The 17,663-nt window shown below is 58.7% G+C and carries 10 protein-coding genes; 6 read left to right on the forward strand and 4 right to left on the reverse strand.

Annotated features, from left to right (window positions below; translation table 11 throughout):
* Nucleotides 1-56: 56 nt before the first annotated feature.
* Nucleotides 57-410, forward strand: a complete 354-nt coding sequence (clpS, locus tag V7756_RS15535; RefSeq protein ID WP_442909016.1) for an ATP-dependent Clp protease adapter ClpS — start codon at nucleotides 57-59, stop codon at nucleotides 408-410.
* Nucleotides 411-446: 36 nt separating this feature from the next.
* A complete protein-coding gene (gene clpA, locus V7756_RS15540) occupies nucleotides 447-2,714 on the forward strand; it encodes an ATP-dependent Clp protease ATP-binding subunit ClpA (protein WP_335611109.1) in 2,268 nt (755 codons plus the stop codon).
* 76 nt (nucleotides 2,715-2,790) lie between these two features.
* On the opposite strand, the gene xthA is transcribed toward clpA, so the two are convergent.
* The gene (gene xthA / locus V7756_RS15545) at nucleotides 2,791-3,606 is read right to left on the reverse strand and encodes an exodeoxyribonuclease III (RefSeq protein WP_335611110.1); all 816 of its coding nucleotides are present in this window, start codon (nucleotides 3,604-3,606) and stop codon (nucleotides 2,791-2,793) included.
* 146 nt (nucleotides 3,607-3,752) lie between these two features.
* Between xthA and V7756_RS15550 the strand changes: the two genes are divergently transcribed.
* From V7756_RS15550 to tpx, 3 genes are all read left to right on the forward strand, one after another.
* The gene (locus V7756_RS15550; protein ID WP_335611111.1) at nucleotides 3,753-5,459 is read left to right on the forward strand and encodes an autotransporter assembly complex protein TamA; all 1,707 of its coding nucleotides are present in this window, start codon (nucleotides 3,753-3,755) and stop codon (nucleotides 5,457-5,459) included.
* A gap of 11 nt (nucleotides 5,460-5,470) precedes the next feature.
* A complete protein-coding gene (locus tag V7756_RS15555) occupies nucleotides 5,471-9,163 on the forward strand; it encodes a translocation/assembly module TamB domain-containing protein (protein WP_335611112.1) in 3,693 nt (1,230 codons plus the stop codon).
* 174 nt (nucleotides 9,164-9,337) lie between these two features.
* Nucleotides 9,338-9,835, forward strand: a complete 498-nt coding sequence (gene tpx / locus V7756_RS15560) for a thiol peroxidase (protein WP_335611113.1) — start codon at nucleotides 9,338-9,340, stop codon at nucleotides 9,833-9,835.
* Between the two features lie 71 nt (nucleotides 9,836-9,906).
* Here tpx and V7756_RS15565 read toward each other — a convergent pair whose 3' ends face one another.
* From V7756_RS15565 to V7756_RS15575, 3 genes are all read right to left on the reverse strand, one after another.
* On the reverse strand, nucleotides 9,907-12,498 hold the full coding sequence (locus V7756_RS15565; RefSeq protein ID WP_335611114.1) for a CHASE domain-containing protein: 2,592 nt from the start codon (nucleotides 12,496-12,498) through the stop codon (nucleotides 9,907-9,909).
* A gap of 145 nt (nucleotides 12,499-12,643) precedes the next feature.
* The gene (locus tag V7756_RS15570; protein WP_335611115.1) at nucleotides 12,644-13,972 is read right to left on the reverse strand and encodes an amidohydrolase; all 1,329 of its coding nucleotides are present in this window, start codon (nucleotides 13,970-13,972) and stop codon (nucleotides 12,644-12,646) included.
* Nucleotides 13,973-14,005: 33 nt separating this feature from the next.
* Entirely contained in the window at nucleotides 14,006-15,040 is a 1,035-nt protein-coding gene (locus tag V7756_RS15575) for an AraC family transcriptional regulator (protein WP_335611116.1), read from the reverse strand.
* A 252-nt stretch (nucleotides 15,041-15,292) separates the two neighbouring features.
* Between V7756_RS15575 and V7756_RS15580 the strand changes: the two genes are divergently transcribed.
* Complete coding sequence (locus tag V7756_RS15580) at nucleotides 15,293-17,647, forward strand: hypothetical protein (RefSeq protein WP_335611117.1); 2,355 nt, start codon at nucleotides 15,293-15,295, stop codon at nucleotides 17,645-17,647.
* The last annotated feature ends 16 nt before the right edge of the window (nucleotides 17,648-17,663 follow it).

Raw genomic sequence — 17,663 nt, forward strand, 5'->3', positions numbered from 1 at the left:
CTTTTGAGACGAGCGGCAATTTGCCAACACAACCGGCCTAACGACAGATGTTTTCAATGACAGAATTTCAACTAACCTTAATTCAGGGTTCCGGTGAACCAGAGCACGAAGATGATCACGGTCTTGCAGTGGAAACCAGCAAGCCCGAGCTCAAGCCGCCATCGCGCTACAAAGTGGTCATGCTCAACGATGACTACACGCCGATGGACTTTGTGGTTGAGGTGCTAGAACGTTTTTTTTCGCACAACCGCGAAAGTGCTACGCAGATCATGCTGAAGGTGCATACTGAGGGTCGGGCGGTGTGCGGGATCTATACCCGCGACATCGCTGAAACCAAAGCGGCGGAAGTCAACGACTATGCGAAGGAATGCCAGCACCCGCTGATGTGCGAGATTGAGCGGGAAGCGTAACAAAGCGATGTATATCGCGTGAGATGAGGTGGCAACATGCTCAATAGAGATCTCGAGATCACCCTGAACCTGGCGTTCAAGGAAGCCCGCAACAAACGCCACGAATTCATGACTGTAGAACACTTGCTACTGGCGCTGCTGGATAACCAGGCTGCGGTAGACGTGCTCAACGCCTGTGGTGCTGATATGGATCGCCTGCGCCGCGAACTGACCGAGTTCATTGACTCGACCACCCCGCTGATTCCCAAACAGGATCATGACCGCGAGACGCAGCCTACTCTGGGCTTCCAGAGAGTCCTGCAACGCGCTGTTTTTCATGTGCAAAGCTCCGGCAAGGGCGAAGTCAGCGGTGCCAACGTGTTGGTGGCCATTTTCAGCGAGCAGGAAAGCCAAGCCGTATTTTTCCTCAAGCAACAGCAGATTGCCCGTATCGATATCGTCAATTTCATCTCGCACGGTATTTCCAAGGTGCCGGGTGATGCCGAGCCCATGAGCGATGATCAGGAGTCCATTGATGACGAAGGGGGCGAAGGCGCTACCGCCAGCAATCCGCTGGAGTCTTACGCCAGCAACCTGAACGAGCAGGCGCGCAAGGGTCGCATCGATCCGCTGGTAGGTCGTGCTTCCGAAGTCGAGCGCGTCGCGCAGATTCTCATGCGCCGGCGCAAGAACAACCCGCTGCTGGTGGGCGAAGCGGGCGTGGGCAAAACAGCCATTGCCGAAGGCTTGGCCAAGCGCATCGTGGACGGCGAAGTGCCGGATATCCTCTCCGAGGCGGTAGTCTACTCTCTGGATCTTGGCGCCCTGCTGGCGGGTACCAAGTACCGGGGTGACTTCGAGAAACGCTTCAAGGCGTTGCTCAAAGCCTTGCGCAAGCGTCCGCACGCAATTCTGTTCATTGATGAAATTCATACCATTATCGGTGCCGGTGCCGCCTCGGGCGGCGTAATGGATGCGTCCAATCTACTCAAGCCTTTGCTGTCGTCGGGCGAGATTCGCTGCGTTGGCTCGACCACTTTTCAGGAGTTTCGCGGTATTTTCGAAAAAGACCGCGCGCTTGCGCGGCGTTTTCAGAAAGTGGACGTGGTCGAACCTTCAGTCGCCGACACCATCCAGATTCTCAAGGGGCTCAAGAGCCGCTTTGAAGATCACCACAGCATTCGCTATACCGATGAAGCCTTGAAGGCAGCCGCCGAGTTGGCTGATCGTTATATCAATGACCGGCACATGCCCGACAAGGCCATTGATGTAATCGACGAGGCGGGGGCTTATCAGCGGCTGCAGCTGCCGGAGAACCGTCCCGAGTTCATCGATGTGGCCGAAGTGGAATCGATAGTAGCCAAAATCGCGCGCATCCCGCCCAAGCATGTTTCATCCAGCGACAAGGAACTGCTGAAAAATCTGGAGCGCGATCTCAAACTGGTGGTTTTTGGTCAGGACACGGCCATCGAAGCGCTTTCTACCGCGATCAAGCTGTCGCGAGCAGGCCTCAAATCAGCCGATAAGCCGGTTGGTTCCTTCCTGTTCTCCGGGCCTACCGGGGTAGGCAAGACGGAAGTTACCCGGCAACTGGCGAAAAGCCTGGGTGTTGAATTGCTGCGCTTTGACATGTCGGAATACATGGAGCGGCATACGGTTTCACGCTTGATCGGTGCGCCTCCCGGCTACGTCGGTTTCGATCAGGGCGGTCTGCTGACCGAGGCGGTAACCAAGAACCCCCATTGCGTGCTGCTGCTTGATGAAATCGAAAAGGCGCACCCTGAGGTGTTCAACCTGTTGCTGCAGGTGATGGACCACGGCACCCTGACCGACAACAACGGCCGCAAGGCGGACTTCCGCAATGTGATCATTGTGTTGACTACCAATGCCGGCGCCGAGACCATGACCCGTGCATCGATCGGCTTCACACATCAGGATCACAGCAGCGATGGCATGGAAGTGATCAAGAAGTCCTTCACGCCGGAGTTCCGCAACCGCCTGGATGCGATTATTCAGTTCGGCCGGCTCACCCACGAAAGCATCAAGTTTGTGGTGGACAAGTTCCTCACCGAACTGCAGGCGCAGCTGGAAGACAAGCACGTACTGCTTGAGGTGGACGAAACGGCGCGTAACTGGCTGGCCGAACACGGCTACGATCCGCTAATGGGCGCACGCCCCATGGCGCGCCTGATCCAGGAGAAGATCAAACGGCCGTTGGCAGAGCAGATCCTGTTTGGCGATCTGGCAGAGCACGGCGGCACCGTGCACATCACCTTGCGTGACGGTGAGCTGGAAATAGAAGTGCCCGAGGCTGAGATGGCCTGACGGGCCGCAAAAAGAAAAGCCCGAGCGGTCGGCAGACTGCTCGGGCTTTTTCATTTCTGCTCAGCCCCGAAGAGGCTTAGAGCGCGAAATGGCTCCAAATGGGCGCGTGGTCAGAGGGTTTCTCCATGCTGCGGATGTCGTAGTCGATGCCACTGTCGATACAAGCGTCTCTCAGCCCCTGGCTGGCTAGAATCAGATCGATGCGCAGTCCGCGTTTGGGGTTGTCTTCAAATCCCCGGCTGCGATAGTCGAACCAGCTGAACTTGTCGTCAATCTCCGGGTATAGGTGACGAAAGGTGTCCGTCATGCCCCAGTCCTTCAGCCGCTGCATCCACTCACGTTCTTCCGGCAGGAAACTGCACTTACCGGTACGCAACCAGCGTTTGGCGTTCTCCGCGCCGATGCCGATGTCGGAGTCGGTATCCGAGACATTCACGTCGCCCATCACCACCAGACGCTGGTCCGGGCGAAAATCCTGCTCCAGATGTGCCTGCAGGTCGGCATAAAATTTCTGTTTGGCAGGAAACTTGGTGGGGTGGTCACGGCTCTCACCCTGAGGGAAGTAACCGTTGAAGACAATCAGCGGTTCGCCATCGGCACAGGGGATTGCCGCGCTGATCATACGGCGCTGTGCCTCTTCGCCATCGTTGGGCAACCCCTTGCGTACCCATAGGGGTTCATCCCGGCATAACAGTGCAACGCCGTAATGACCTTTCTGACCGTGGAAATAGGTGTGATACCCCAGGTGTTCAATCAGTTGGTGTGGAAACTGGGCGTCGTCCACCTTGGTCTCCTGCAGACCGATGACATCGGGAGAATGCTTCGCGACCAGTTCGCTAAGCTGGTGGGGGCGTGCCCGCAGGCCATTGATGTTGAAGGACACTAATTTCATGAGCAGTTCCTGAGCCAGCGCACGCGGCCATCACTGGCAACGGCAGAGCGGAGATGAAAGATTACAATTAAATCAGGCACACAGAGCCAAATCGGCAACGCAGGACATGTTAGCATTGCCGGGCTGCAAAGTTCAGGAAGGAGCGCATGGTTCGACTCAATCCACTGCTAGGTCTGATGTTTCTGGCTCCACTCGCGTGGGCCGATCTGGAAGTGCAGATCGAGCCGTCAAACCGTGCCGTCAAACGCAACATCGAGGCCTATATAGGTCCGGTCGAAGCGGGGAGCCGCGAAGAGTTGCGTCGCCTGTTCGATCATGCCGACCAACAGGCGACTCAGGCGGCGCAGGCCCTGGGTTACTACCACTCACGCAACTATCTCCACTTTAGCGGCAGCGAAGAGGATCCCACCCTGGTAATCAAGGTGGACCTGGGGCAGCCGGTAAGGCTGAACACGATATCGGTGGATATTCAGGGTGAGGGCAAGGGCACCGATGCTTTTGCGCTGACCTTGCCCGACGATCTCGCGCCCGGCAAACGCCTCAATCACGATAATTATGAAAGCGTCAAATCACAGATCAGCAATCGCGCGCTGCGTTACGGATATTTTTCCGGGCAGTACCTCAAGCATCAACTGCTGGTAAATCCAGACGCCAATCACGCCGACGTCGATATCGCGTATCTGACCGGCGAGCGCTACAAACTGGGCGAGGTCAGCTATACCAATACTTTGTTCAGCGATGATCTGCTGGACCGGTTCATCCCCTTCAAGCCCGGCGAGCCCTACGATGCCGACCTGGTTGGCCAGTTCAATCGCGATCTGCTTTCCAGTGGCTACTTCAATAGCGTGCAGGTCTCGGCGCCGGCAGACCAGGCGGTCGATGGGGTTATCCCCGTACAGGTAGCTCTTACCGAACGAGATCCGCATTCATTGGGCTTTGGGGGCGGCTACTCGACCGATGTGGGTGTGCGAACCAAATTTACCTGGGATCAACATTATCTGAATCCTCAGGGTCATAGTCGGGGTGCCAGCGCCGAGTTGTCTCAACTTCGCCAGGAGCTCAGCGCCTTTTACCAGGTACCCCTGGATCCGCCACTCACCAGCAACCTGCGCTATTTCGTGGGTTGGCAACACGAGAATATTGACGACATCGAGACCCGCAGCCTGGCCACCGGGGCTGAGCTGCGCAAACGTCTCGACAGCGGCTGGGAGCGCACACTTGGCCTGCGCGTGCAAAATGAGATCTTCTCTCTGGGCGAGGACTCGGGCACCAGCACCCTGTTGATTCCGAGCATGGTACTACTGCGTACCGAAACCTCGGGCGGTATCGACCCCGCCCGAGGTTACAGCATGCTGATGGACGTGCAGGGCGCCAAGAAAGGGCTCATTTCCACCGTCGACTTTGCTCGGGTGATGGGGCAGGTGAAGGGGCTCTATACGCTGTTTGATCGCCATCGGCTGCTTGGACGGCTGCAATTGGGCGCTCTGGCTACCAATGATTTCAGCAACCTGCCACCCTCGCTGCGCTTCTTTGCCGGTGGTGATCAGAGTATCCGCGGTTATGGCTACCAGACCCTGTCTCCGGTCGACAGTTCCGGTGAAAACGTCGGTGGTCGATATCTGATGACGTCGACTGCCGAATATCAATATGAATTCATTGACCGGTGGCGCGCAGCAGTCTTTGTCGATCACGGGAATGCCGTGGATTCGCCCACGGATCCGTTGAAGACCAGCGTGGGACTGGGTATTCGCTGGGTGTCGCCCATTGGGCCGCTGCGGGTGGATGTGGCTCAGTCCCTGTCCGATCCGGACGAAGGCTATCGCATTCACTTTTCCATGGGACCCGAGTTCTGATGCGTCTGGCAATGAAAATCATCCTGCGCACACTGCTGGCATTGCTGGTACTGCTGCTGGTGTTGCTTCTGGCGCTGGGCAGCGAAACGGTTAATCGCTGGCTGTTCGACCAGGCTGAAGCGGTGGAACCGCGCCTTGAACTGGCTTTTGTCGGCGGCGATCTCTGGCACGGCTGGCAATTTGAGCGCATTGCCTGGAGCGGGCAGGGACTTGAGCTGACAATTGATCAACTTGATTTTGCATGGTCACCTTCCTGCCTGTTTGGCGCACGTCTGTGTATTGACCGGCTCTACAGCCACGCCATTACCGTTATCTCTGAGCCGAGCGCCGAGCCTGAGCCAAGTGAGCCTTTCTCGCTCCCGCAGTTCACATTGCCACTGTCCATCGAGTTGGGCGATGTGCGTATTGATCAGATATCGCTGGATGGGGAAAGCACCTTGCTCAGCGATTTGGTGCTACAGGCCGACGCCAGCGGCGATCAACTGAATATCCGCGAGTTTTCCGGAGCAGGTCCGGACCTTGATTGGCATTTGAGTGGCGCGCTGCAGATGCAGGGCGACTGGCCCCTGATGCTTGCCGGGCGCATCAATTTGCCGCCGGTGGACGAACGCGAATGGTGGGTGGATCTGGATATTGCCGGCGAGCTGAAACAACAGCTTACGCTGCAACTGCAAAGCGATGGCTATCTCAAGGGCACCCTGAGCGGCGAAGCTGCGGTGTTGGATAGCGAGCTGCCCGCCAGCCTGCATTGGCAGGGTGACTCGTTCCTGGCCATGCAGAGCCTGCCGGAGGGATTGACGCTGAACAACCTGCAGCTGGATGTACACGGCAGCCTGGAGGAGGGTTTTGCGGTACAGGCCGGCGCCAGTCTGCCAGGGCAGGGTGGCGAGATTCAGCTTCAGTTATCTGCCCTGGCGCAAACCACGGGCGTCAGCGACGCGCAGCTGCTGCTGTACGTAAGCGAAGCTCCTGAGCGCAAAGTCGAGTTGAAAGGGCAGGCGAACTGGCAGGATGAGTTGACCGCTGATGCCGAACTGAGACTCCAACAGGCTTTCCCCTGGTACTGGCTCTATCCGCAGGACCTGGGTGATGTGGAGCTGCAGCAATTGGACATGCAAGCCTCGTTGCAAGGTGAGCAGATAGACAGTGAACTCACTGCGAAGCTCAATGGGGTCGCAGGCCAGAGTATCGATCTGCAGGCAACAGTAGCAGGCACTCAGCAGGCACTGAACATTACGCCACTACGGGTAGATACTCCCGCCGGCAGTGCCGAAGGCAGTATTGATCTGGTGTTCACGCCGACGTTAGCCTGGAATGGCGAATTTCAGCTGCGCGATCTTAATCCCGGGATTTTCGTCGCCGAGTTGCCGGGGCAGCTCAACGGCAGTCTGAACACGGAAGGCAGCCAGAGTGCAGACACCTTGCAGGTGCAGGCGAACTGGGACATCGACGGCACCTTGCGACAGCAGCCCTTGGCATTGCAAGGCCGGGTAAACAAGGGAGAGGCTACCTGGGACGTCAACGACCTGCTGATCCGCCAAGGCGAGAACCGCATTAGCGGGCAGGGCCAGTGGGGCGAACAGGTCAATGGCAACCTGGATATACGCCTGAATCAACTGGCTACACTCTGGCCCGAGCTGCGAGGCGTACTGACAGGACAGGTCAACTTGAGTGGCACCGAGCAGGCCCCGGGCATCCAACTGTCAATGGAGGGAAGTGACCTTGGCTACGCGGCGGTGCGCGTGGATGCGCTCAACCTGAGCGGGCGCGTGCGGCTGTCAGACGAGCTGCCCGGTAATGCGCAGATTAGCGCCCAGGGATTGCGTAGTGGCGACAGCGATCTTGGCAACCTGGTGGTGCAGGCCGAAGGTAATAAGACCAGTCACAATCTGGCCCTGGACCTGAGTGAGGGGCTGGTTGATGCCACCGTGCGCCTGCGGGGTAATTTGAACGAGCAGCGTTGGCAGGGTCGCCTGACCCAAAGCTCGCTAGCCTATCGGCAGTTTGATTGGACGCTGCAGGAAGGAGCAGACCTGCAGTATCAATTGTCGGCAGGGCGCTTGCAGCTGAGCGAACACTGTTGGCAACACGCCGATGCACGCTTGTGCTTCAACGGTCAGCAGACACTGATGCCCGAGCGCAAGATCGACCTGGCATTGACGGACTTCGATCTCGGCTCACTACGGCCCTGGATGCCCGACGACATTGACTGGGAGGCCATGCTCAACGCGCAGATCGAGTTCAACCAGGCACCCGGCAAACGTCCTACTGCAGATGTGCGGGTGAGCAGCGCCAACGGCGTCATCCAGGTACGCGAAGATGAACAGAGCCTGGACTTTCCCTACGAGCTGATCGAATTCACCACCCAGCTGCGGGCCGCGCAGGCCGACACGCAATTGATCATCAACAGCGAGAGCATAGGTCAGTTGGAAGTGCAGGCACAGGTGCAAGACCCGGCAGGCCAGCAGACGTTGCGTGGCAACTACCAGATAGCGGGTTTCAAGCTGGACTTTTTGCGCCCTTTTGTGCCGCAGGCAGAGCGATTTGAAGGTCAGCTCAACGGCCAGGGTGAGCTGAGTGGTCAACTTGTCGAGCCGGTGATCAATGGTCAGTTGCGTCTGAGCGACGGCCACGTCAGCGGCCCCTCGCTACCGATCAGCCTGGAGCAGCTCAGTGCCGAGATTCTGATACAAGGTCAGCAAGCGCGCATTGACGGCGACTGGCGCAGCGGTGAACGGGGCACTGGCAGCCTCAGCGGTGTCGTAGGTTGGGCACCGGTGGACATTGATCTGACACTGCAGGGCGACGCGCTACCGGTGACAGTCGAACCCTATGCCGATCTTTTCGTCAGCCCCGATCTGGACATAGCTCTGCGCGACAATGCCTTGCAGGTGACCGGTAAAATCGCTGTTCCGGAGGGCGATATCAGTGTGCGTGAGTTACCGCCGCAAGCCGTGAAGGTTTCACCCGATACGGTGATTGTCGGACAGGAAAAGAAAGAAGAGTCCGAATCTCCGTTAGCCATCTCAGCGCGGGTACAACTGATCATCGGAGACCAGCTACGCCTTTCTGCCTTTGGCCTGACCGGCCGCCTGAAGGGGCAATTGACGGTGCAGGAAAACATGACCGCCAATGGCGATTTGCGCATTCTTGATGGGCGCATCAAACGCCTGGGGCAAGACTTGAAGCTGCGCCGCGCGCTCCTGCTGTTTTCCGGGCCCATCAGCCAGCCTTACATGAACATCGAAGCCATCCGTGAAGTCGATGATGTGGTAGCCGGCTTGCGCTTGACCGGCAGCGCCACCAGTCCTACCTCCGAGGTGTTCTCCGAGCCGGCCATGTCGCAACAGGAGGCGATGTCGTACCTGGTATTGGGGCGACCGCTGGGTGAGGAGGGCGACAGCAATCTGGTTGGCCAGGCGGCCCTTTCGCTCGGCTTGGCCGGCGCCGCGCCGGTAACTCAGACGATTGGCGATACACTCGGCCTGCAGGATTTTGCCGTGGAATCCGAAGGCCAAGGCACCGACACGCAGGTTGTCGCCAGCGGCAGCCTGACCGACAAGCTAAGCGTACGTTACGGGGTCGGCGTGTTTGAACCAGCCAACCAACTGGCGTTGCGTTACGACCTGACCAAGCGCTTGTATCTCGAGGCTGTCAGCGGCTTTGCCAGCTCACTGGATTTCTTCTATCGTATCGACTTCTGATCTGCCTGAGCGCATGCTCGGGCTACGCACCAGCCGATGCCAGGAGTGCAACCCACTCGCTTTCATGAGCGTTTGCATTGGCAGAACACAAGGTTTTCAAGGCGGCCGAATCGGTTGCCGTTTTACCCGAACCACATCACCATGCTGTGCCAAAGGCACCAATAAGGAGTCATCATGTCTAGCGTCACAATGCGCGGTAACCCCATCACCGTTGGCGGTACTTTCCCGGCCAAGGGCGACAAGGCGCCGGCTTTCAGCCTGGTCGCCAAGGACCTGTCTGACGTCAGCCTCACCAGCTTCACCGGCAAGCGCAAGATTCTGAATATTTTCCCTAGTGTCGATACCCCAACCTGTGCCACCTCGGTGCGGACCTTCAACAGCAAAGCCAGCGCGCTGGAAAACACCGTTGTACTCTGCGTATCGGCCGATCTGCCTTTCGCCCAAGCACGTTTCTGCGGTGCAGAGGGACTCGATAGTGTGGTCAATCTGTCGACGATGCGCGGTAGCGAGTTCATTCGCAACTACGGTGTAGCTATCGAGAATGGTCCGCTGGCAGGCCTGACTGCCCGTGCGGTGGTCGTGCTGGACGAGGATGACAAGGTGCTGCACAGCGAGCTGGTTAGCGAAATCGGCAACGAGCCCGACTACGACGCGGCGCTGGCTGCACTCTGATCAGCTATTGAAACTGACGGCGCGACTACTTGAGGGTCACGCCGACAGTTTCAATGCCAACGCTGCCCGGCTCAGGCTTTGCCGTTGAGCGTCTGCATGCGCGTTATCAAATCTGCCAGTACCGGCAGCAACTTGAATTCCTCTATCGGCTTGTCTAGCCAGGCCACGCCCTGAACGCCTCCATCGAGCAGTCGTTGTCCTTCATCACAGTAGGCTGACACCACCAGGATGGGAAGGTTACGGGTGGCGCTCTGCAAGCGCAGCTCTCTGATCAGGTTGAGACCATGGCCATCGGGTAGCCGGAGATCGGTTACCAGGGCGTCGGGTAACTGCTGCGCGAGTATCCGTTTCGCTGCGCGCAAACCATGGGCCAGAACGGGCTCATAACCACCGCGGCGCAGTATCAGAGCCATAAACTCGGCTACCGTCTCGTCATCGTCCAGTATAAGAACCCTGGGCGGAGTTGGGGCTGCCAACGGTTGCGCCACTACATCGGCGCTGGCGTCGGGGACCACCAGCGGCAGCTCCAGCCAGAAGGTGGCACCTTGCCGCGGAATGGATTCAAACCCGACTTCACCCCCCATGCGTTCAATGAGGTCGCGACTGATCGCCAATCCCAAACCGGTGCCGGGCTTCTGCCGGTTGTCGGCGCTATCGGCCTGGGCGAACTTGCTGAAGATCTGGGGTTGAAAGGCCTCGGGAATACCGTCGCCATGATCAATAACGCTGATACGCAGCAAGGCATCTCGACGCTCAAGTACCACCCGCACAACGCTGTCGGGAGGCGAGAACTTGACGGCGTTGGAAAGAAAGTTGCTCAACACCTGATGCAGCCGGATGCCGTCCACTTCAGCCCAGTACTCGTCGCCGGGCTCGCGCTGCAGGCTGACCTGGTGCTTGTCAGCGTAAGCCTGATTGGCCGCAATAGCATCATCGGTAAGCGTATCTATGCGCTGTATACGCATGTCGAAGGCCATCTTGCCGGCGGCCAGCTTTTCCATATCGAGTAAGTCATTGATCAGGTGATTCAAGCGCAGGCTGTTGCTGTGGGCGATTTCCAGCAGTTTCTGCATGTTCTCCGGCACAGCCCCGAGCGAGCCGCTGTTGACGATGCCGAGGGCACCCGAAATCGAGGTGAGCGGCGTACGCAGTTCATGGCTGACGGTGGAAACAAACTCGCTCTTCATTGCCTCCACGCGCTTCTGCTCAGTCAGGTCAAGCATGGTTCCGCTGGCTCGAACAGCCTTGCCCTGTGCATCGCGTTGGATGGCGCCGCGCAGCAGCAGCGGGATTTCTGCTCCTTCCTTATGGGTACAGCGTGTTTCACAGGAGAAAGACAGCACATCTGAGCTCAGCGCCTGTTGCAATTGCCTGAGAAGCCTGTGACGGGAGGCAGGGGTAATCAGCGCCTGCCATCGATGCAGTGGCTGTGAGCCACGGTGCTGCGGGTAACCGAGCATTTCCCAGGCGCGTGCGGAGGCCATGAAGCGCCATTCAACCAGATCCACGTCCCACCAGCCGTCGTTGCTGCCCTTGAGTACCAGCCGCTGGCGTTCCTCGCTTTGCTGCAACGCGGCGGTACTGGCGCGCATCTTTTCGGTCATGCGAGCGGCTAGCGCTTCTGCTTGCTCACGCTTGAAATTCAGCAGCGACGCCAGCAGAAACAGCATCAGCGATAACCCGACGCCAAGCACCAGAACCAGCACATGGCTGCGGATAGCCGCTTCCAGCTGCGGCGTGCTCTGAAACGTCAGTTGCCAATGCCGGCCGTAAAGCTCTAGCTCGTTCTCGCGGCTCAGGCGCGGCTTCTGCGCGGCAGCCATCTTGTGGGACTGATGCAACAGTCGTTGCTGGTTGCGGTCGGTAATATCGCTGAGCTGGTAGGCAATCTGCGGATTGGTCTGCCCGAGTATGCCCGCCAGCAGATCACCCATCCGGTAGGGGCTGTAAACGAACCCACGCAGGGCTGCCTGGCGATCGGCCTCGGTGGCAGGCTGTGGCAGTACAGCGTTCCGGTAAACAGGCACATACATAAGGATGCCGGCCTGTACCTGACCGTGGGTTTCCTGTACGAGCTCGACCGGCCCGGTCACAGCTGCATGTCCGCTTCGCGCAGCGGTTTGCATCGCCAGCCGGCGGGTGTCTTCCGAGTACATGTCGTAGCCGAAAGCTGCAAGATTGCGCCCGGAAAATGGCTCCAGATAAATGATGGGAGTGTAGAGTTCGCGATCTCCGGCAGGATGTACGTGAAACCCCGCAAAGCCTTCCGCCTTGATCTGCGACTCCAGCGCTTCGAGCTCTGCTGGTTTGATCGCTTGGGCAAAGCCTACGCCCATGATGCCTGGATAGTGATCCGTCAGGCGCAGGCGTTCTATTTGTGCGCGCCACTCCCCGCGAGTTACTTCCTGGCTGGCATCGAACAGGCCGGCAGCGCCCAGCAAAATCTGCTCGTGGTCCACCATGCGCTTGCGAATGGCAGAGGTGAGCTCGCTGGTGACAATGTCGAATTGCTGCTGAGCCTGTGCTTGCTCGCGCTGCTGCAAGTACTGCCAAACCAGCAAGGTAGTCAGCAGGGCAATGACCAATACCAGCCAGGCCAAGGCATTCTGCTTGCTGAAAATGGCACGACCCAGACTGAACGACTGACTACGGCTAAAAGGCATTGGTTTGGTTACTTATCCTGACGGTCCTGAGAGAGACTCCTGTGCCAATGATAGTTGTCCGAGGCGATGATTGCAGAGCAATATCGCAACGCACTCGAGTTTTCCGCAGTCCGGACCCGCATCAGGCGCGCCCGGACCGAGGCGCTCATAGTTGCGGAGAGGCAGCAGCCTGCAAATAGTCGGTGGTCAGGGTGGTCAGCGCCTTGATGCCGGTCTGCAATGCCTGGTCGTCGATCAGAAAGCCTGGCGCATGGTTTGGCGCAGCGCTTTGCATTCTGTCCAGAGGAGTGACGCCGAGAAAGAAGAACAGGCCAGGTACTTCGCGGGCGTAAAAGGAAAAGTCTTCCGAGCCGGTTACCAGGGGTGACTCCACCACCTTCCAGGCTGCTTGCTGCAGGGTCGGCAGCATCTGCGCGGTCAGCGCCGGGTCATTCACCGTCGTCGCGTAATTCTGCACTATGTTTACCTGCGCCTTGGCGCCGGAAGCAGCCGCCACGTGCTCGGCGGTGAGCTTGATGCGCTCATTCACCTCGGCCTGCACCTTGTCATCAAAGGTACGCACCGTGCCGCTCATGACCACTTCGTCGGGAATGATGTTGTGCCGGGTGCCGCCATTGATGGTGCCAATACTTACCACGGCCGGAGCCGGCATGATGTCGGTCTGGCGACTCACTACCGATTGCAGCGCGGTGACGATCTGCGCGCTGGCCAGAACAGGATCCACGCCATTCCAAGGCTGAGCGCCATGGGTCTGCTTGCCGCTGACGGTAATATGCAGGTCGCCAGCGCTGGCCATGGTTGGGCCGCTGCGATAGGCAATTAGGCCCGTGGGCAGCGACGAGCTTACATGCAGGCCGAATATGGCATCCACTTTGGGATTATCGAGCACGCCTTCGGCAACCAACAGGCGCGCACCAAAGTAGCGTTCACCATCGTACACATAGTCACTGGGACCTTCTTCGGCGGGCTGAAAGATGAATTTCACACTGCCGGGCAGATCCTCCCGTACCGCTGCCAGAGCTTCTGCCACCGCCATGAGGATGGCAACGTGGGCATCATGCCCGCAGGCATGCATAACGTCCTGCTCCTGTCCAAGATAAAGCTGGCGCACCTTCGAGGCGTAGGGCAGGGCGGTGGTTTCCTTTACCGGTAGTGCATCCATATCGGCGCGCAACGCCACCACGGGGCCGGGCTTGCCGCCCTTGAGCAGCGCCACTACACCAGTCGTACCTACCCCGGTCTGTACCTCCATGCCCAGGGATTCAAGGTGCGCAGCCACCAGTGCGGCGGTGCGCGTTTCCTGATTGCCGAGCTCGGGATGCTGATGGATGTCGTGGCGCCAGCTGATGGCTTTGTCGCTCAACTGCACGGCTGCCGCGGCCGCCTGATCGTGCAGCGAAGCTGTCTGCGCCAAGGTTGGCTGGGCCGAAAGCAGGGCAAGCGGAAACAGCAGGGAAAGGGCTCGTGAAGGCATTATTGTTCTCTGATGTAGTGGGGGGCAGGTGATTCAACCCCGGTCAATGTCCTGCATGAACTGCTGACTGAGACGCGCCGCTGCCGCCCGGCGCACGTAAGCGCTGGGTGAGACACCATGCCAGCGGCGAAAACTGCGAAAGTACTGCGCTGTCTGTCGGTAACCGAGCAGCAGGGCGATGCTGTCGTTGCTGTAACCGGCCTGCAGGTACTCCAGGCTCAGTCGCTGACGACAGCTATCGACCAGATCGGTGAAATCCTTCTGTTCCGCCTGCAGCCGACGCTGCAAGGTTCGGCTGCTGACAGCCAGCCAACGAGCACAGCAGGCCAGACTGAATTCGCCGCGGCGCAAACCAATCGCCACCAGCGTGGAGACGGATCCACTCCAGCTATGGTAAGGCTGCAGCCGAATCAACTGGCGCTCGCGCTTGGCCGTCTTGTCGATGGCGTCTCCGGACCAATCCAGCACCCGGGCAAGCTCTATCGCCGGAAAGCTGAGCCTGTGCGCTTGGCCGCTGAATACCAAGGGCGCGTCGAAGGCCTGGCAGTATGCCGGGGCCAAGGTAGCGTCCGGAAGCGGCGGGAGTTCTACTTGAAGCGCCGACCGCAGGCCCAGAGAACGTAACAATCTGGCCATGCTGTAGAGCACCGCGTCCAGTTGCAGGCGGCTGGGAGCGCGCGGGTTGCCCGAGAGCAACAGATAGGCATTTGCCTGCTGCACTTCAAGCTGCACGCTGGCCACCTCACTATCGATCGCCGTATAGCGTGCGGCGAGATTGATGGCATCGCCAAGAGTCGAGGCGCCCGCCATATAGCTTTTGCGCAAAAGGGCCGGGCTGTAGTCCAGATGGCTGAAAGCGTTTATCAGTAACAGCGGATCCTGCTGTTGCCGCACCAGATCTTCCAGCATGGCATTGACCCGCGCCAGCGGCACGCGCGAGCGCGCCGGCAGATGGTCAAGCCTGTGCGTGCCCAGCGCATGCTCAAGCTGTTGCGCGGCAATCAGCGGCCGCAAGCCTTTCAGAATCTTGGCCAGGTTGTTGTGCGAAGCCAAAGGGGGAGGCGTCATGGCCTGCTAGGTTCCGGGGGAATGTGGCTTCAGTCTTCACTGCTACGCCGTCTTCTACAAGTGCATATCGCGCCAAAGGCAAGACACCTTGCACCCAATACGGGTAACAAACTCTAATGTGTCATTATATTCATAATGACTTTATGTTCCTTTAATGGGGCATCTTTGTATAGTGTTTCACGGGCAAGATGCTTGTCCAGGCGAGATACCGGTTTCATGTAATTGAGCCGATAAAAATAATAAGGAGAGGTTATGCGTAGTTCTCAGTATGGAAAGATGCGACCGCTGGCTCTGCTGGTGCCCTTGGCGCTGAGCGGCTGTCTGAGCGGTGGCGGCAGTAGCGATGATGACGCTGCGATTGAGCGTTCCAGCTTCTATCCCCGTTTCGAACCCGCGGCAAGTTTGGCCGACAACGCGCTGCCAATGCCGATCAACCTCGCCATGCAAGGCACCCTCGACGGCACCTTGAATATTCCGCTGGAAGACGTGGAAGAAGGCAAGTACCTGACCCTGCTCGAGCAGGTAAATGAACTGGATGGTTGGTCGACCATCGCGCCCATTCAGATTCCGTTCAGCGAAGCGGTTGATCCGGACTTCCTTGAGGGCAACGTCGAGGTTTTGCGTACCACCCTGGTCTCGCCAGCCACCGCAGAGCTGCTGCGCCAAGCCCAGCAGTTGTACGTAGACGAAGGCGCTCGTGCCGCCATCGAAGCGATCAACACCGCAGTGGCGAGCGATGCTCACGCGCCCCTGAGCGGACATCAGGTACCGGTAGCCGCCTTTACCTGTGCCGACCCTGTGACGGATCAATTCGTCGCCAGTGTGGCTGCCACCGATGAGCAGACGCTGTTGCTGAAGCCCCTGACGCCCCTGGCAGCAGGTGATGACCTGAGCTGCATGGAGCAGAGCGGCACCTTTTATCAGGGCGTTGTCGCCGCTTCCGATCTGGACAGCAACGCCTTTTCCAATGGCTATCTGCCGGTGCTGCTGGATGGCTTCAACAGCACTGAAGCCACTGCAGTTGGTCGCGACAGTCATTTTGATGAGGTGGTCAGCGATGCCAGCGACGACGACTCCGCCGAAGATAGTGCCCTGAAAGCACTGTACGCCGAAATTGGCGAGGTACTGAGCGAAGCCAACATCAACGCCGATGACGTGGTACTCAGCTTTGTCTTCAGCACACAGTCCAACACTGCGGTACTGGACTATCTGGCCGCCAGCGCCGAGGCCCGTGAGAGCAGTTTTACCCTTGCCGTACCGGCACCCGGCTTGTTACCCAATGCGTCCATCTACAACGGCGTATTGCAGGACGTGCCTTACTATCTCAATAACCGGCCAGCCAATCTGCGCTCTGATGGAGGCGTTACCGCAGCAACTGATGCTGCGGCGGTGCTCAGCGGGCATTGGGTCAGCGCCTCCGGGCAGGGTGTCACACGTTTTGATATAGCAGCAGAACACGGCCCCGTGACAGACCAGACGGTGGACCTGCCCATGGTAGTAAGCCTGCCGTCAGGTATCGAGCCGCTCGCGGGTTGGCCGGTGATTATCTATCAGCATGGCCAGGGCAGTGACAGGTCCGCCATGGTAGGTCTGGCGTCACAGTTTGCCGCACAGGGATGGGCCATGGTCGCCATCGATCACCCCTTGCACGGCATCATTACCAGCAACCCGCTTTCCACCTATCTGATGGACGCTGCCAACGAGCGGCATTTTTATATCGATATGGATGGCAATGGCCTGATGGATGCCTCTGGTGCGCATTCCATGAACGGCACCCCGGCCACGGTGCGTGACATTCGGCGTCAGACCGTCTCGGACCTGCATAACCTGCTAGCCAGCCTGAGTACGATGAGTGTAGGCGGCCAGAAACTGGATACCAGCCGTGTGGGCTATGTCGGCATTTCCATGGGCGGCGTCATAGGCTCCATGTTCGCGGGTACCGTAGCCGATGACCAGGTACATGCATTTACCCTTGATGTACCCGGTGGTGGCATGGCCAAGTTGTTTGACGGTTCGGTGGTATTTGCCGCTCAGTTCCGGCCACAACTGGCTGGCCAGGGACTGGAGTACGGCACCCAGGCGTACGAGACCTACTTCGCACTGGATCAGGCCGTGCAGGATAGCGGTGACCCGATCAACTACGCCAAGGCCATCGACGAAGGTACTGCCGGCATCCACATGGTGGAAATGGTGGGCTCAGCCGAGGGCAACCCACCCGACCTGGTGCTGCCCAATGACCTGATGAACAGCGCGAAATACAACGCCATCTTCAGCACTCTGGGTCTGTCAGAGACGCAGGTAGCCGAGACAGCGCCGCTGTCCGGCACCACGCCGCTCTGGCAGAACAGTGGCCTGACAACGCTCACTAGCGGGTCAGCCAGCGAGAGCCCCATCCGGCGCGTAGTACGTTACAGCGGAGGCAGTCACTTCTCGCTGCACCTGCCTAACCGTCCCGATAGCATGGCGCCGTTCAACGCGGAGTTTCCGGTAGCCGATGGCGCCGCAACCATGAACGCGGTACAGCGCCAGACTGTAGAATTTCTTACCTGGGGTTATGCCGAGATAAGGCAAAAATTAGGACATTCGTTCTGTAAATATATGATTTAAAAGGTTATTCGAGAGG

The sequence above is a fragment of the Halopseudomonas sp. genome (assembly GCF_036961105.1).
Classification (GTDB): Bacteria; Pseudomonadota; Gammaproteobacteria; order Pseudomonadales; family Pseudomonadaceae; genus Halopseudomonas.

Bases quoted from the DNA above. Each gene is read 5' to 3' on its own strand.
- V7756_RS15565 (WP_335611114.1), bottom strand. From the start codon at position 12,498: ATGCCTTTTAGCCGTAGTCAGTCGTTCAGTCTGGGTCGTGCCATTTTC.
- xthA (WP_335611110.1), bottom strand. From the start codon at position 3,606: ATGAAATTAGTGTCCTTCAACATCAATGGCCTGCGGGCACGCCCCCAC.
- V7756_RS15550 (WP_335611111.1), top strand. From the start codon at position 3,753: ATGGTTCGACTCAATCCACTGCTAGGTCTGATGTTTCTGGCTCCACTC.
- tpx (WP_335611113.1), top strand. From the start codon at position 9,338: ATGTCTAGCGTCACAATGCGCGGTAACCCCATCACCGTTGGCGGTACT.
- clpA (WP_335611109.1), top strand. From the start codon at position 447: ATGCTCAATAGAGATCTCGAGATCACCCTGAACCTGGCGTTCAAGGAA.
- clpS (WP_442909016.1), top strand. From the start codon at position 57: ATGACAGAATTTCAACTAACCTTAATTCAGGGTTCCGGTGAACCAGAG.
- V7756_RS15580 (WP_335611117.1), top strand. From the start codon at position 15,293: ATGCGTAGTTCTCAGTATGGAAAGATGCGACCGCTGGCTCTGCTGGTG.
- V7756_RS15575 (WP_335611116.1), bottom strand. From the start codon at position 15,040: ATGACGCCTCCCCCTTTGGCTTCGCACAACAACCTGGCCAAGATTCTG.
- V7756_RS15570 (WP_335611115.1), bottom strand. From the start codon at position 13,972: ATGCCTTCACGAGCCCTTTCCCTGCTGTTTCCGCTTGCCCTGCTTTCG.
- V7756_RS15555 (WP_335611112.1), top strand. From the start codon at position 5,471: ATGAAAATCATCCTGCGCACACTGCTGGCATTGCTGGTACTGCTGCTG.